Source organism: Acidocella sp. C78, assembly GCF_907164655.1.
Window position 1 is genome coordinate 85,457 of sequence record NZ_CAJQZK010000067.1, and the last position, 14,991, is coordinate 100,447.

15 protein-coding genes and 3 pseudogenes are annotated in these 14,991 nt (G+C 71.9%); 11 read left to right on the forward strand and 7 right to left on the reverse strand.

From position 1 onward, the window contains the following. Positions 1-6: 6 nt before the first annotated feature. From ACIDOCELLA78_RS87000 to ACIDOCELLA78_RS87040, 9 genes and pseudogenes are all read left to right on the forward strand, one after another. Complete coding sequence (locus ACIDOCELLA78_RS87000; RefSeq protein WP_201728368.1) at positions 7-648, forward strand: carbon monoxide dehydrogenase subunit G; 642 nt, start codon at positions 7-9, stop codon at positions 646-648. Further along, positions 645-1,546, forward strand: a pseudogene (locus tag ACIDOCELLA78_RS87005) (AAA family ATPase). The gene ACIDOCELLA78_RS87000 and the pseudogene ACIDOCELLA78_RS87005 overlap by 4 nt, the downstream one beginning before the upstream one ends. Next, positions 1,543-2,754 carry a VWA domain-containing protein gene (locus ACIDOCELLA78_RS87010; RefSeq protein WP_201728369.1) on the forward strand — a complete coding sequence of 404 codons (1,212 nt, stop codon included), beginning with the start codon at positions 1,543-1,545 and terminating at the stop codon, positions 2,752-2,754. Before ACIDOCELLA78_RS87005 ends, ACIDOCELLA78_RS87010 begins: the two are co-directional and overlap by 4 nt. Next, positions 2,751-3,083 carry an XdhC family protein gene (locus tag ACIDOCELLA78_RS87015; protein ID WP_201728370.1) on the forward strand — a complete coding sequence of 111 codons (333 nt, stop codon included), beginning with the start codon at positions 2,751-2,753 and terminating at the stop codon, positions 3,081-3,083. Before ACIDOCELLA78_RS87010 ends, ACIDOCELLA78_RS87015 begins: the two co-directional genes overlap by 4 nt. A gap of 140 nt (positions 3,084-3,223) precedes the next feature. Further along, positions 3,224-3,370: pseudogene (locus ACIDOCELLA78_RS87020) on the forward strand (xanthine dehydrogenase); the annotation flags it as partial. Between the two features lie 89 nt (positions 3,371-3,459). Continuing rightward, complete coding sequence (locus ACIDOCELLA78_RS87025) at positions 3,460-3,765, forward strand: XdhC family protein (RefSeq protein ID WP_283770827.1); 306 nt, start codon at positions 3,460-3,462, stop codon at positions 3,763-3,765. Between the two features lie 92 nt (positions 3,766-3,857). Further along, entirely contained in the window at positions 3,858-4,199 is a 342-nt protein-coding gene (locus ACIDOCELLA78_RS87030; RefSeq protein WP_307850881.1) for a hypothetical protein, read from the forward strand. Further along, a complete protein-coding gene (locus tag ACIDOCELLA78_RS87035; RefSeq protein WP_307850882.1) occupies positions 4,199-5,380 on the forward strand; it encodes an NTP transferase domain-containing protein in 1,182 nt (393 codons plus the stop codon). The genes ACIDOCELLA78_RS87030 and ACIDOCELLA78_RS87035 overlap by 1 nt, the downstream gene beginning before the upstream one ends. Continuing rightward, positions 5,377-6,336: a D-glycerate dehydrogenase gene (locus ACIDOCELLA78_RS87040; protein WP_201728371.1), complete on the forward strand. Its 960-nt coding sequence runs from the start codon at positions 5,377-5,379 to the stop codon at positions 6,334-6,336. Before ACIDOCELLA78_RS87035 ends, ACIDOCELLA78_RS87040 begins: the two co-directional genes overlap by 4 nt. Before the next feature lie 46 nt (positions 6,337-6,382). Here ACIDOCELLA78_RS87040 and ACIDOCELLA78_RS87045 read toward each other — a convergent pair whose 3' ends face one another. The 6 genes from ACIDOCELLA78_RS87045 to ACIDOCELLA78_RS87070 form a co-directional block, all read right to left on the reverse strand. Further along, positions 6,383-6,544 (reverse strand): hypothetical protein, encoded by a 162-nt coding sequence (locus ACIDOCELLA78_RS87045; RefSeq protein ID WP_201728372.1) that lies wholly within the window; start codon positions 6,542-6,544, stop codon positions 6,383-6,385. Between the two features lie 358 nt (positions 6,545-6,902). Then, complete coding sequence (locus tag ACIDOCELLA78_RS87050) at positions 6,903-8,009, reverse strand: substrate-binding domain-containing protein (protein WP_201728373.1); 1,107 nt, start codon at positions 8,007-8,009, stop codon at positions 6,903-6,905. Next, positions 8,006-9,070, reverse strand: a complete 1,065-nt coding sequence (locus ACIDOCELLA78_RS87055; protein WP_201728374.1) for an ABC transporter permease — start codon at positions 9,068-9,070, stop codon at positions 8,006-8,008. The genes ACIDOCELLA78_RS87050 and ACIDOCELLA78_RS87055 overlap by 4 nt, the downstream gene beginning before the upstream one ends. Then, a complete protein-coding gene (locus ACIDOCELLA78_RS87060; RefSeq protein ID WP_249675598.1) occupies positions 9,057-10,604 on the reverse strand; it encodes a sugar ABC transporter ATP-binding protein in 1,548 nt (515 codons plus the stop codon). The genes ACIDOCELLA78_RS87055 and ACIDOCELLA78_RS87060 overlap by 14 nt, the downstream gene beginning before the upstream one ends. Next, positions 10,601-11,485: an NAD(P)-dependent oxidoreductase gene (locus ACIDOCELLA78_RS87065; RefSeq protein ID WP_201728375.1), complete on the reverse strand. Its 885-nt coding sequence runs from the start codon at positions 11,483-11,485 to the stop codon at positions 10,601-10,603. The genes ACIDOCELLA78_RS87060 and ACIDOCELLA78_RS87065 overlap by 4 nt, the downstream gene beginning before the upstream one ends. After that, positions 11,482-12,246 carry a glucose 1-dehydrogenase gene (locus ACIDOCELLA78_RS87070; RefSeq protein ID WP_201728376.1) on the reverse strand — a complete coding sequence of 255 codons (765 nt, stop codon included), beginning with the start codon at positions 12,244-12,246 and terminating at the stop codon, positions 11,482-11,484. The genes ACIDOCELLA78_RS87065 and ACIDOCELLA78_RS87070 overlap by 4 nt, the downstream gene beginning before the upstream one ends. Before the next feature lie 210 nt (positions 12,247-12,456). On the opposite strand from ACIDOCELLA78_RS87070, the gene ACIDOCELLA78_RS87075 reads away from it, so the two are divergent. Both ACIDOCELLA78_RS87075 and ACIDOCELLA78_RS87080 read left to right on the forward strand, forming a co-directional pair. Beyond that, positions 12,457-13,485, forward strand: coding sequence for an L-idonate 5-dehydrogenase (locus ACIDOCELLA78_RS87075; RefSeq protein ID WP_201728377.1), 1,029 nt, complete (start codon positions 12,457-12,459; stop codon positions 13,483-13,485). 11 nt (positions 13,486-13,496) lie between these two features. After that, entirely contained in the window at positions 13,497-14,555 is a 1,059-nt protein-coding gene (locus tag ACIDOCELLA78_RS87080; protein ID WP_201728378.1) for a LacI family DNA-binding transcriptional regulator, read from the forward strand. A gap of 39 nt (positions 14,556-14,594) precedes the next feature. Here ACIDOCELLA78_RS87080 and ACIDOCELLA78_RS87085 read toward each other — a convergent pair. Continuing rightward, positions 14,595-14,991: pseudogene (locus ACIDOCELLA78_RS87085) on the reverse strand (hypothetical protein); the annotation flags it as partial.

The window sequence follows — 14,991 nt, forward strand, 5'->3', positions numbered from 1 at the left end:
AGCCTCATGGAAATGTCGGGAGAACGGCTGATCGCCGCGCCGCGCGCGGCGGTATGGGACGCGCTGAACGACCCCGAAGTCCTCAAGGCGTGCATACAGGGCTGCGAATCCATTGAAAAGCACTCCGATACCGAGATGGCCGCGACGGTTGCCGCCAAGATCGGCCCGATTTCCGCGCGCTTCAATGGCAAGGTGACGCTGGCCGATCTCGATCCGCCCAATTCCTACACGATTTCCGGCGAAGGGCAGGGCGGTGTCGCCGGCTTCGCCAAGGGCGGCGCGAAGGTCCAGCTCGCCGATGCCGAGGGCGGCACGAAGCTGACCTATCAGGTCTCCGCGCAGATCGGCGGCAAGATGGCCCAGCTCGGCGCCCGGCTGATCGATTCGGTGGCGAAATCCTACGCCGAGTCCTTCTTCACCAAATTTTCCGAAAAACTCGCCCCCGCCCCGGCAGCCGTCCCGGCTCCCGCGCCGGACCAAACCAAGGAGACCGCCAGCATGGCCGACCACGCCCACGATCACGCCCACCCCGCCCATGGCGAGGATCGCAGCAACCCCGTCATCGCCGGCCTGCCCCTCGGGATCTGGGTGCCGATCATCATTTCGGCGGTTGTCGTGGCACTGGTCCTCTCCAAATACATCGGATGACCGAAACCGCCCTCCCGCGCACCGTCGCCGAAACCGCCGAACTGCTCGCCCGCGGCAACTACGTTGCCGACCGGGCGCTGGCCACCAGCGTGCATCTCGCCCTCGCCATGGGGCGCCCCCTGTTCCTTGAGGGCGAGCCCGGCACCGGCAAGACCGAGATCGCCAAGGTCCTGGCCGAGCAGCTCGGCCGGCGTCTGGTGCGCCTGCAATGCTATGACGGGCTCGATCTCGCCGCCGCAGCCTATGAGTGGGATCACGCCCGCCAGCTGATGGAAATCCGCCTCGCCGAATCCGCGGCGCCAGCCGCGCCTCCCTGCGCGAGACGCTGTATTCTGCCGAATTCCTGCTCCGCCGGCCGCTGCTCTCGGCGATCGATCCGGGCCTGTCGCCCGCCGTCCTGCTGATCGACGAGCTCGACCGCGCGGACGAGCCCTTCGAGGCCTTCCTCCTCGAATTGCTGGGCGATTTCCAGATCACCATTCCCGAGCTGGGCACCATCGCCGCGGCGACGAAACCCGTCGTCGTCATCACCTCCAACCGCACCCGCGAGGTGCACGACGCGATCCGCCGCCGCTGCCTCTACCAGTGGGTCGACTATCCCGATGCCGCCCGCGAGCGCGCCATCCTCGCCGCCCGCGCGCCTGCGGTGCCGGCGAAGCTCTCCGCCCAGGTGGTCGCGTTCGTCCAGCGCATCCGCACCACCGACATCTTCAAGCTCCCCGGCGTCGCCGAAACGATCGACTGGGCCTCCGCCCTCGCCGCGCTCGACGAGGTCGAACTCGCCCCCGCCGCGGTCGAGGACACGCTCGGCGCCCTGCTGAAATACCAGGACGACATCGCGAAAATCCGTGGCGAGACCGCCGCCCGCCTCACCGGGGAGGCGATCCAGGCGGCATGAGTGCCTCCGATACGGGCCGGCTCGCGCCGAACGTGATGCATTTCGCGCGCCTGCTCCGGCGCGCCGGCCTGCCCGTCGGCCCCGGCGAGGTCATCGCCGCCGCCGAGGCACTCACCCATGTCGACATCACCGACCGGCGGGTGATGCGCGCGGCCCTGCAAGCGGTGATGCTGCGCCGGCACGAGCACGCGCTGCTGTTCGACCAGGCCTTCTCGGCCTTCTGGCGCAACCCCGATGCCGCGAAATTCGCCCAGATGCTGGCGGCGATGGATGGCCGCGCCCCGCGCGAGGAGAAGGCCGCCGCCGGCGCCCGCCGCCTTGCCGAGGCGATGGCGGCGGCGAAGGCACGCGAGCAGGAACCCCGCCCCGACGAACGCCGCGAGATCGACGCGATCCTCTCCGCCTCCGCCCAGGAACGCCTCGAAACCCTCGATTTCGAGGCGATGAGCGCCGAGGAGATCGCCGCCGCCAAGACCGAGATCGCCCGTCTCGCCTTGCCGCTCGATGAACGCCGCACCCGCCGCTTCCGCCTCGCCGCCCGCGGCAGCCGGGTCGATCTCAAGCGCACCCTGCGCGATTCGATGCGTCATTCCGGCGAGGTGTTCGACATCGCCCGCCGCGTGCCGCTCACCCGCCCGCCGCCGCTCGTCGTCCTGTGCGACATTTCCGGCTCGATGGCCCGCTACGCGCAGATCCTGCTGAACTTCCTCCACGCCGTCGCCAACGACCGCGAGCGCGTCACCACCTTCCTCTTCGGCACGAGGCTGACCAACATCACCCGCCAGCTCGCCCGGCGCGACCCGGAAGAGGCGTTCGAGCAGGTCGCCAGCGCGGTGCCGGACTGGTCGGGCGGCACCCGCATCGGCGAGGCGCTCGGCCAGTTCAACCGGCTCTGGGCCCGCCGCGTGCTGGCGCAGGGTGCTGTCGTCCTTCTCGTCACCGACGGGCTCGACCGCGAGGGCGCCGTCGGCCTCGCCGACAACATGGCAAGGCTGCACCGTTCCTCGCGCCGGCTGATCTGGCTCAATCCGCTCTTGCGCTACGATGGCTTCGCGCCGAAATCGCAAGGCGCACGGGCGATGCTGCCCTATGTCGACGAGTTCCGCCCGGTGCATAACCTGGCCAGCCTGCGCAGCCTGGTCCAAGCCCTGTCGGGCGAGGCGCCGCCGCGTCTGCAGGCCGCCGCCCTGTGGGAGACCCGCCAATGAGCGACACCGTATCCGACGCCGAGGACATTCTCGGAATCGCCGCCGCCTGGCACGCGGAAGGCGAGCAGGTGGCCATCGCCACCGTCACCAGCACCTGGGGCAGCTCGCCGCGCCGCGTCGGCAGCCGCATGGCCGTCACCGCCTCCGGTCGCATCGCCGGCTCGGTCTCCGGCGGCTGCATCGAGGGCGCGGTGGCCGAGGCCGCCCAGCGCAGCATCGAAACCGGCGCGCCGCAGCGCCTCGATTACGGCGTCACCGACGAACGCGCCTGGGAGGTCGGCCTCGCCTGTGGCGGCAAGGTCTCGGTCTTCGTGGAAAAGCTCTCGTGAAGGCCGCCCATCTCGCAGCCCTGCGCGAAGCCGCCGCCGCCCGCCGCCCGGTCGCCTTCGCCACCAACCTCGCCACTGGTGCTGCCTTCATCCTGCCGGACGAGGCCGCCCCCGCCGCACTTGCCGCCGAGGCCGCTGCCATGCTTGCCGCCGACCGCAGCGGCACCGTCACCATCGGCGACGACGCCTGGTTCATCGAGTCGCGCAACCCGTCCCCCCGGCTGCTCGTCATCGGCGCGGTGCACATCGCCCAGGCGCTGGTGCCTTTCGCGCTGGCCTCCGGCTTCGCCGTCACCGTGGTCGATCCCCGCCGCGCCTTCGCCACCGCGGATCGCTTCCCGGCGTCGCCATCGCGACCGACTGGCCGGACGAGGCGCTGGACCGCCTCGGCCTCGATTCCCGCACCGCCGTCGTCACCCTCACGCACGACCCCAAGCTCGACGATCCGGCGCTGCGCCGGGCGCTGGCCGCCGATCCGTTCTATGTCGGCGCGCTCGGCTCGCGGAAAACCCACGCCGCCCGGCTCGATCGCCTGCGCGCCGTCGGGGTCGATGATGCCGCGCTCGCCCGCATCCGCGCCCCGGTCGGCCTCGATATCGGCGCCGTCACCGCGCCCGAGATCGCCCTGTCGATCATCGCCGAAATCGTCGCCGCCCGCCGCGGTCGCCTCGCCGCGCCATGATCTTCGGCGCCGCCCCGCTCGCGGCCGATCTCGCCGGCGCCATCCTCGCCCACAGCCTCAAGACGCGCGATCGCGTCATCCACAAGGGTGCGGTGCTCGATGACGCCCTGATCGCCGCCCTGCGCGCCGCCGGCCATGCCGAGGTCACCGTCGCCCGGCTCGAACCGGGCGACGTGCCGGAGGAAGACGCCGCCCGCCGCCTCGGCGCCCATTTCGCCGGCCCCGGTCTGCGCGTCGCCGCCCCGGTGCATGGCCGCGTCAACGTCTTCGCCGAAGCCCACGGCCTGTTCCGCCTCGATGCCGCCGCCATCGCCGCCCTTAACGGGCTCGACGAGGCGATCGCCCTCGGCACCCTGCCGGATGCCGCGCCCGTCGCCCCCGGCGACATGCTGGCAACCCTCAAGATCGTCCCCTTCGCCGTCCCGGCGCGGTGATGGCGCGCGCCGCGTCCCTGCTCGGCGCGGGCGCGCCGCTGCGGATCGAGGCGTTCCGGCCGTTGCGCACCGGCCTCGTCCTCTCCCGCCTGCCGCAACTGAAGGACGCGGCGATCCGCAACACGATCGAGGCGACCCGCCAGCGCGTCGCCGCCCGCGGCGGCGCCCTGCTCGACCCGATCGAGACCCCGCACGAAACCGCGCCGATCCGCGCGGCGATCGACGCGCTCCTCGCCCAGGGGGCCGATCTCGTGCTGATCGCCGGCGCCTCCGCCGTGACCGACCGCGCCGATGTCGCCCCCGCCGCCATCACCGAAGCCGGCGGCCGGATCGATCGCTTCGGCATGCCGGTCGATCCCGGCAACCTGCTCTGCTTCGGCCGCATCGGCGCGGTGCCGGCCATCGTCCTGCCCGGCTGCGCCCGCAGCCCGAGGCTCAACGGCATCGATTTCGTGCTCGACCGCGTCTTCGCCGGCGAACCGCTCGACGACGCGCTGATCGCCTCGTTGGGCATTGGCGGCCTGCTCAAGGATTTCGCCCCCCGCCCCGAACCCCGCGTGCCGCGCGCCGCCCGCCGCACCGCGCCGAAAATCGCCGTCATCGTGCTGGCCGCCGGACGCTCCTCGCGCGCCGCTCCGCAGAACAAGCTCCTTGCCCGCCTGCAGGATGGCCGCGCCCTCGTCGCCGCGACGGTCGATCACGCGCTCGCCGCCCGCGCCGCCCTCGTCCTCGTCGTCACCGGCCATCAGGACGATGCGGTGCGCGAGGCGCTGACCGGCCGCCCGGTCCGCTTCGTCCACGCCGCTGGCTTCGCGTCCGGCATGGCCGCGAGCCTCGCCGCCGGCATCAACGCCCTGCCGGCGGACACGGCGGCGGCGCTGATCTGCCTTGGCGACATGCCGCTGGTCGACGCCGCCGCGATCGACCGGCTGATCGCCGCCTACGATCCCGACGAGGGCCGCGCCATCGTCGTCCCCACCCATCGCGGCCGCCGCGGCAACCCGATCCTCTGGGATCGGAGCTTCTTCCCCGAAATCGCCGCCCTCACCGGCGATGCCGGCGCGCGCCACATCCTCGCCCGTCATGTCGACCGGATCGCCGAGGTCGAAATGCCCGACGATGCCGTCCTGCGCGATTTCGACACGCGGGACGCGCTGGCCGAACTCAAGGACCGCCCATGAAACCAGGACTGACCATCTCCCGCGTGCTGCCCGAACCGGTCGAGGCCCGCGCCGCCGAGGGCTTCGCCGCCCGCTTCCTCGCGCAGGACGGCGCCTTCGACGCCGAGTCCTTCCTCGCCGCGCTCGATGGCGCCGCCGCCGCCCTGGTCACCCCCGCCGACCGGCTCGACGCCGCCGCGATTGCCCGCATCCCTGCCGGCCTGCGCGTCCTCGCCACCTTCTCCGTCGGCACCGACCATATCGATCTCGACGCCGCCAAATCGCGCGGCCTCGCCGTGGTCAACACGCCGGACGTGCTCTCCTTCGCCACCGCCGAGCTTGCGCTCACGCTGATGCTCGCCGCCGCCCGCCGCACCGGCGAGGGCGAGCGCATCGTCCGCGCCCGCGCCTGGCCGGGCTGGACGCCGACCTACCTCCTCGGCACCAGCCTTGAGGGCAAGACGCTCGGCATCCTCGGCATGGGCCGCATCGGCCAGGCGCTGGCGCGGATGGCGCAGGGCCTGTCGATGCGCGTGGTCTATCACAACCGCCGCCGCCTCGCCCCGGCGCAGGAGGGCGGCGCCGCCTTTATCGCCGACGAGGCCGATTTCCTCGCCGCGGCGGACGTGCTGTCGATCCACCTGCCCGGCGGCGACGCGACGCGGCACTGGCTGAACGCTTCGCGCATCGCCCGCCTCAAACCGGGCGCCATCGTCATCAATACCGGCCGCGGCACCACGATCGACGATGAAGCCCTCGCCGCATCACTCGCCAGCGGCCATCTCGGCGCCGCCGGGCTCGACGTCTTTCCCGCCGAACCCGCCGTGCCCGAGGTCTATCTCGGCCTGGAGAACGTCGTCCTGCTGCCCCATCTCGGCAGCGCCACGCGCGAGACCCGCACTGCGATGGGCATGCTGGCGCTGGACGGGATCGAGGCCGTCCTCGCCGGCCAGTCTCCCGCCAACCGCGTGGTCTGAACCGGCAACACCGCACGTCCCCGCCCGCGAGGACGTGCCGGACGCCTCAGAACGTCAGCGTCATCACCAGCGGCGTTGCGGCGAACAGCACAAAGGCCAGCAGTCCGGCAATGTCCTGCACCCGCTGCCAGTGGTGGATATGTCGTCGCAGCGTGGTGATGGCGGGATCGACGATGATTCGGTCGGGCAGTTCGATCGTGGTCGGCATGGCCCCGCTCCTTCGCGCCGTGGCGGCGGTGCCACCGTGGCCCCGCCGCCATGCGCTAGAGCACTTTCCGATCCATCCGGATCGGATGTAGTGCTCTATGATATTGATGATCAGAGCATCTTTATCCGATCAGATGGCTCCATCTGATCGGATGATGCTCTAATGCGCAGCCTATACCCAAACCGCTCGTTTGCCATCACCGCGAAAACAGCGTGGCAGCGTCCCGCGCCGGGGTCAGCCGGCGCGTTGGTCTTGCGCGCCGGGGTCAACCGGCGCGTCGGTCTTGCGCGCCGGGGTCAGCCGGCGCGTCGGCTTTGCGCGCCGGGGTCAGCCGGCGAGTCGGTCTTGCGCGCCGGGGTCAGCCGGCGCGGCCCCAGATCCGCAGAAACACCCTCTTGTAGCCGTTCGGCGGATTGAACACGTCCTTGTCGCCGCCGTCCTGGTTGACGTTTTCCGGGGTAAACAGATGCACCGGGTCAGGCTCGGCGACCGGCTTCTGCCCGGCGAAGGCGCGGTTCAGTTCATCGACGCATTGCCAGCCCTCCAGCTCCAGCGGTGCGGCGACGGTCGCGGTCTGGAACTGTTTCGAGCGGATGCGCTGGAAGGCCGATTGCGAGCCGTCGCCCGCCGAAACGTTGTAGGGCGGGCCGTCGCCGCGATGCCCGGCGGCGGACAGGCCAGGCGCCATGTAGTCGTAATAGAGGTCGTTGATGGCGAGCGAATAGGTCCATTTCTTGCCGTATTTGGCAAGCAGCGCCGCGGTCACCTGCGGCATCCGCGTCGCGGTCGAGGAGAGCGGCACGTTCTCGATGCCGAGCAGGTGGCAGCCCTTGCAATCGCGGATGATCGCCGCCATCCGGTTCGATTTGGCGAGCGCGATCGAGAATTCGCTGGTGGTGAAGATGACGACGCCGGCATGCCCGTCCGAGCGGGCGATAGCGTAGAGTGCTGCGGCGCGGGCGACCTCCAGCGGGTCCTGCGCGACGTTGTAGACGATGGCCGGCTTCGCGATCGGGCCCGGCTTGGGGCTGACATTCCAGCCGACCACCTTGATCCCGGCCTTGTCGGCCTGTTCGATGAACGGGGCGGATTGCGTCGCATCCAGCCCGCCAAGGACGATGCCGGCGGGTTTCAGCGCGATCGCCTCCGACAGGGCGGCGTTCTGCCCGGCCGCCGTGCCCTTGCCGTCGAGCAGGCGGAAGCGCCAGCCGATCGCCGTCGCCGCCGCGCGCACCGCCTTGCCCACGCCGCGCGCCCCGCCATTCGACTGGTTCGACGAGACATAGACGATGAACTTGCCCGCCACCGCCTTGGGCCCGGTGGTCGGCCCGGTATAGGGCAGGGCGGGATTGGTCGCGGCGGCGACATACTGGCGCGCCGTCGCGAGCATCGACGGCGCGGCCAGCGCTTGTGCCGTGAAGCCGGCGACGGCCAGCGCCGCCAGCAGTGTGATGTTCTTTTTCATGAGTCCTCCCCGGTTGCGGCGGTCGCCGGCGGCGCCGCCTTGATGAGAACGCCGCGTCGCCGCTGCGCGAGACCGGCCAGGCCGATCGAGACCACGAGGGTGACGCCGTTGAACAGGCTGGAGACGAAGAACGCGCCGCCGAGCTGCTCGATGCCGGAAATGCCGACCGCGAGCAGCAGCTCCGCCACCACCGTGCCCCACACATTCACCCGGCCGGGGCGGATCGTGGTCGAGCCGAGAAAGGCGCCGACCAAAGCGGGCAGCAGGTAGCTCAGCCCGAGGCTGGTCGCGCCGATCCGCAGCTGTGCCGCCAACACCACCGAGGCGAAGGCGGTCAGCACGCCGGAGGCGACGAACACGAGGATAACGTGCCGCCGCACCGCGATGCCGTTCAGCTCGGCGGCGCGGCGGTTGGCGCCGATCGCATACAGCACGCGGCCGAGCGGCATCCGCTCCGTCACCAGCCAGAGCAGCAGCGCCACCACCAGCACGTAGAGCGCGGGGAATGGCACGAGGCCGAACAGGCGGCCGTCATTGATGGCGGTGAAGGCGGCGGGCAGCGTGCCCACCACCTGCTCGCCGCCGGTATACCATTCGGCGAGGGCGTAGATGATGGTGCCGGTGCCGAGGGTGGCGATGAAACTGTCGATCTGCGCGATCTCGACCAGCATGCCGTTCATCAGCCCGAACAGCCCGCCGAGCGCGAGCACCGCCAGCACAGCCAGCGGCCAGGGCCAGTGATACTGCACCTGCAGGCTGATCGCGATGATCGACCACAGCACGATGCCGTAGCCCACGGTCAGGTCGATCCGCCCGGCGATCATCGGCGGCAGGGCGGTGAGGGCGAGCAGGGCGACGACCGATTTCACCACGAAGATCGCCCGCATGTTGCCGGCGGTGGGGAACGTGTCCGGCAGCAGCAGCGAGAACAGCACGATCAGTGCCACCGTGAGGATCGGCAGGCCATAGACGGTGAGCAGGCGGCGGCGGAGTTCGGCGCGCGGCAGGACGGCGCGTTCGGCGCCGCTCGGCTCCAGCGCGTCGGACTTAAGCGATTCCATCGCGGATCTCCCCGGTTTCAGGTGGTGCCGCCGTCGCGATGCCGGCGGAGGCGGCGGCGAGCAGGCGTTCCATGGTCAGCGCCGCCCCGGCGATCTCGCCGACCACGGCGCCGCGATCGAACACCAGCGCGCGGTCGCACAATTCGGCGATCTCCTCGAAATCCGACGAAACGACGACGATCGCCGCCCCGGACGCGGCGGCGGCGGCGAAGAGGCGGTAGATATCGGCCCTGGCGCCGACATCGACGCCGGCGGTCGGGTCCTCGAACACCAGCAGCCGGGCGGCCTGGTCGAGCCAGCGGCCGACCACGACCTTCTGCTGGTTGCCGCCCGAAAGCTGCTCGATCGGCAGCGACGGATCGTTCGGCCGCAGGCCGACGGCGCGGCCGAGGGCGGCAGCGCGGCGGGCGAGGCGGCCGGGCGGGACGATGGAAAGCGGCTTCATGCCGTGGGCATAGGCGTTGAGGAAGGCGTTCTCGGCGACCGAAAGGCGCGGCGCGGTCGATTCGCCCACCCGGTCGCCGGCGACGAAGCCGATGCCGAGCGCCATCGCCGCCTGCGGGGAGTCCGGCGCGGACGCGATTCCGTCGAGCAGGATGCGGCCTTCGCTGCGCGGCGCGAGCCCGAACAGGGCGCGGCCGAGCCGCTCCTGCCCAGCGCCGACGAGGCCGGCGAGGCCAAGGATTTCCCCGGCGCGGACCGAAAGGTTCACCGGCGGCCCGCCGGCGACCGAGAGGTCGCGGCATTCGAGCCGGACCGCGCCGGGTGCGGCATCGGCGCGGCGATGCCGGGCGACGGCGTGGCCGACGATCATGCCGATCAGCGCCCCGGCATCGAGTGTCGCGACCGCGCCGGCCCCCGCCAGCCGCCCGTCGCGCAGCACCACCGCCTGGTCGGCCAGGGCAAACACCTCGTCGAGCCGGTGCGAGACATAGAGCATCCCCACGCCCTTGGCGCGCAGCCGGCGCAGTGCCGTGAACAACCGTTCGACCTCGGCGGCGGGCAGGCTGGCGGTGGGTTCGTCGAGCACCAGCATCTCGCCCTCGCCGGCCAGCGCCCGGGCGATGGCGACCAAGGCGCGCTCGGCGCGGGCAAGGTCGCGGATGCGGGTTTCGGGGTGGAGATCGACGCCAAGCTCCGCCAGCGCGGCGGCGGCGCGGCGGGCGGCGGCACGCCGGTCGATCAGGCCGAGGCGGCGGGGAAAGCCGAGGGCGAGGCCGAAATTCTCGGCGATCGTCATCCAGTCCACCAGGCCGAGATCCTGATGAATGAACCGCACCGGCAGGCTGCCCGGCACGGCCGGCGCGCCGCGAAAGCTGATCTCGCCGCGATCCATCGGGTAGACGCCGGCGAGAATCTTGATCAGCGTCGATTTGCCCGCCCCGTTCTCGCCGAGCAGGGCGACGATCTCGCCCGCGTTGACGGTGAGATCGACCGCATCCAGCGCCCGCGTGCCGCCGAAACTCTTGCAGATGCCGCGCATGGCCAGGAGTGGCGCGGTATTGCCGCGCATGGCAAGCAGCGGCGCGGTCATGGCGCGCCCGCTTCGCGTCGGGGAAAGGCGCGCATCAGCGCGGCGGTATCCGCCCCGCCGAGCCCCTCGGCAATGCGGGCGCGGTGGGTGGCGAGGGTCGCGTCGAGCAGCGGTAGGGCGAGGCCCGCCTCGGCGGCGAGGCCGGCGGCGCCGGCGAGGTCCTTCACCATGTTGTCGAGCCGGCCGGTCGGGGTTTCGTCGCGGGCGGCGAATTTCGGTCCGAACTCGCGCAGGATGGCGGAATCGGCGCGGCCGCCGGACAGTGCTTCGGGCAGGCGCGCGGCATCGACCCCGGCGGCCTCGGCCAGCGCGATCGCCTCGGCGAGGGCGGCGAAGCCGACGCCGCAGAGCAGCTGGTTGGCCAGCTTGGCCGCCTGCCCGGCGCCGGTGCCGCCCATCAGGGTGAAGCGCGCGGCGAGATGATCCATCACCGTGCGGGCGGATTCGAAATCGGCGCTGGTGCCGCCGGCCATCACGGCGAGCCGCCCGGCCAGCGCGCCGGGGGCGCCGCCGGAGAGCGGGGCATCGAGCCAGCGCCCGCCGCAGGCGGCGGCGAAGCCGGCGGCCAGCGCGCGGGTCGCCGCCGGGTCGATCGAGGACATGTCGATCACCAGCGTCTCCGGCCCGGCGACGCTGGTGATTCCGCCAGCGCCAAACATCACGGCGCGAATGCCGGCGGCATCGTTCAGGCTGAGAATGACGAAGGGGCAACCCCGCGCGGCCTCGGCCGGGCTGGCGGCGGGCAGGGCGCCCTGCGCGGCGAGGGCGGCGAGCTTCGGCGGATTGCGGTCGTGCACGCGCAGGCCGAACCCGGCGGCGAGCAGGCGGCGGGCGATCGCGCTGCCCATCACCCCCGCGCCGATCAGCCCGATCGCGGTCATACGACGCTCGTCAGCCCGCCATCGACGAAGATCATCTGGCCGTTGACGAAATCCGACGCGGCGCTGGCGAGGAAAATCGCCGCCCCCTTCAGCTCGTCCGGCTCGCCCCAGCGCCCGGCCGGCGTGCGCGCGGCGAGCCAGGCGGAGAAATCGGCGTCGGCGGTGAGGGTTGCGGTCAGCTCGGTGCGGAAATAGCCGGGCGCGATGGCGTTGACCTGAATGTTCCGCCCGCCCCATTCGGCGCAGAGCCCGCGGGTGAGCTGGCGGACCGCGCCCTTGCTCATCGTGTAGGGCGTGATCGAGGCGCGGCCCAGCTCGCTCTGCACCGAGGCGATGTTGATGATCTTGCCGCGGTTGCGGGCGAGCATCCGCCGGCCGACCGTCTGCGCCATCACGAAGGCGGCGCGGACATTGAGCGCCATGATCCGGTCGAAGGCGTCGAGCGGGAAATCCGCCGCCAGGGCGCGGTGTTGCAGCCCGGCGTTATTCACCAGGATGTCGATCGGCCCGTCGGCCTCGATCCGCGCGATGGCGTCCGCGGTGGCGTCGGCGTCGGTGACATCGAAACAGGCGGCATGGGCGTCGAGCCCGAGGGCGCGCAGCGCGGCGGCGGCCTCCTCCAGCCGCCCGGCGTCGCGCGCGTTCAGAATGACCGTCGCCCCGGCCTCGGCGAGCCCGGTGGCGATGGCGCGGCCGATGCCGCTGCGCCCGCCGGTGATCAGGGCCCTGCGGCCCGAAAGGTCGAACAGAGTCAGTCCCACGTATCCATCCCCGACCGGCAAATGCCGGTCATTTATTGGCTCCACCGGCAAATGCCGGTCATTTTTCTGATCCGCCGGCACGGGCCGGTCTCGAATTTTATGCCGGCTCGTGCCGGATGGTTGCCGAACTGCCGAAACCGGCGCATGTTAGCGGTAACACTTTTGATGCCGTAACACGAACCCGGCCCACCGCTCAAGGAGGAAATCACCATGACAGCGATCGTGATCCACGCCGCGGGCGATCTCCGGATCGAGGATCGCCCCGCGCCGCCGCCGGGGCCGGACGAGGTGCGCGTGCGGGTGCTGCGCGGCGGGATCTGCGGCTCCGACCTGCATTACATGCGCCATGGCGGCTTCGGCCCGGTGCGCCTGGCCGAGCCGATGGTGCTCGGCCATGAGGTGGCGGGCGAGGTGGAGGTTGCCGGCGCCGCGTCGGGTTTCGCGCCCGGCGAGGCGGTGGCGATCGACCCGTCGCTGCCCTGCGGCGCCTGCCGGTTCTGCCTTGCCGGGGCGACGCAGCATTGCGCCGACATGCGGTTCTTCGGCAGCGCGATGCGCCGGCCGCACATCAACGGCGCGTTCCGCTCCGCGATCACGGTGCCGGCGCGCCAGCTCGTCCGGCTGCCGGCGGGGCTGTCGGTCGAGCGCGCCGCCTTCGCCGAGCCGCTGGCGGTGGGGCTGCACGCCGCGGCGCGGGCGGGGATCGGGCCGGGGATGCGGGTGATCATCGCGGGCATGGGGCCGATCGGCTTGCTCGCCTTGCTCGCGGCACGGCATCGTGGTGCTGCCGAGATCGTCGCCTGCGACGTGCTTGGCGCCCCGCTCGCCCTCGCGGCCCGGCTTGGCGCGACCGAAACGGTCGATCTCGGTCAGAAACCGGAGGGTCTCGCCCGCTTCGCCGAGGGCAAGGGCCGGTTCGATGCGGCGATCGAGGCGTCGGGTGCCGCCGCCTCGCTCGCCGGGCTGATCGCGGTGGTGCGCCCGCAGGGACGGATCGTCCAGCTCGGTCTTGGCGGCGACATGACCCTGCCGCTGATGGCGCTGGTGAGCAAGGAGATCGAGCTGGCCGGCGCTTTCCGCTTCGGCCCCGAATTCGCCGAGGCGGTGGCGCTGCTCGCATCCGGCGCGATCGACCCCGACCCCCTGCTCAGCGCGGTGCTGCCGGCGGCGCGGGCGGCGGAGGCTTTCGCGCTCGCGGCTGACAAGGCGCGCGCGGTGAAGGTCCAGCTCGCCTTCTAGGCGCTGGCGCGATGACCTCCCCGCTCGATCGCGCGCCGACGATGGACGATGTCGCCGCCGCCGCCGGCGTGTCGAAAATGACCGTCTCGCGGGCGTTGCGCGGCGCGGTGGTGGCGGCGCCGACGCGGGCGCGGATCATGGAGGCGGTGTCCCGGCTCGGCTATGTGCCGCACGCGGCGGCCGGCGCGTTGGCCAGCCGGCGGTCCGGCTTCGTCGCCGCCATCGTTCCCTCGATGGACAATTCCAACTTCGCCGAAACCGTCGCCGGGCTTGAGGCCGCGCTCCGCCAGGCAGGGCTCGACCTGCTGCTGGGCACCACGCTCTACAGCAGCGCCCGCGAGGAGGCGCTGCTCCACACGCTGATGCGCCACCGGCCCGAGGGCATCGTGCTGACCGGCGGGGCGCACAGCCGGCGCGTCGCCGCCTTGCTCGGCCGCTCGGCGCTGCCGGTGGTCGAGACATGGGATCTGCCCGCGTCCCCCATCGGCGGCGTGGTCGGCTTCTCCAACCGTGCCGCGGGGGCGGCGATGACGGCGCATCTCGCATCGATCGGGCGCCGCCGAATCGCCTTTCTCGGCGGCGCCTCAAGGCGCGATCCGCGCGGCGAGGAGCGCGGCCGTGGCTATGAAGAGGCGCTGGCTTCCGCCGGGCTCGGCCCGCCTCGTCTGTTCCGCCACGGCCAGCCGCCGCTCTCGATGCGCCACGGCGCCGAGGGCATGGCGCGGCTGCTGGAACGCTGGCCCGAGATCGACGCGGTCGTGTGCGCCAGCGACCTGATCGCCTTCGGCGCGATCGGCGAATGCCAGCGGCGGGGTATCGCCGTGCCGGCGCGCATCGCCATCGGCGGCTTCGGCGATTTCGAGGTGTCGCGCTGCGCCGTGCCGGCGATCAGCACCGTCGCGGTGGATGCGCGGGGTATTGGCGAGCGCGCCGGAGCGATGCTGGCCCGCGCGGTCGCTGCCCGCCGCCGGGGCGATGCCCTCCCGCCCGAGCGCATCGAGGTCGGGCTCCGCCTCGTCGCCCGGGGCAGCTCGCTGCTATCCGGCCCGCCGCCCGATCCGGCCGTCTGAAGCCCGGCGCGGTTCCGAACCGCGCAACGCCGGGCCGGATCAGGACGCCTCGCTCCGCACCAGGCGCAAAAGCGGCGGCGCGTCCGGCTTCGCCGCGCCGGATGCAAACCGGAAACGCCCGACGATCCCCGAAAGCGCCTCCGCCTGCCCGGCAAGGGTGGCGGTGGCGGCGTTGGCCTCTTCGGCCATCGCCGCATTCTGCTGGATCGCCTGGTCGAGATAGCCGATTGCCGAATTGATCGCGCCGATATCGTCGGACTGCGCGGCAATCGCCGCCGCCATCTCGCCGATCCGCCCATTCATCGCCTCGACGTCCCGGAAAATGCCCTGCAATGCCTCGCCGGTGCGGGCCACCAGAGCGACGCCTTCCGTCACCTGGCGGCGCGAGCCGAGAATGAGCGGGGTGATCCGCCTCGCCGCGTCCGACGAACGCTGG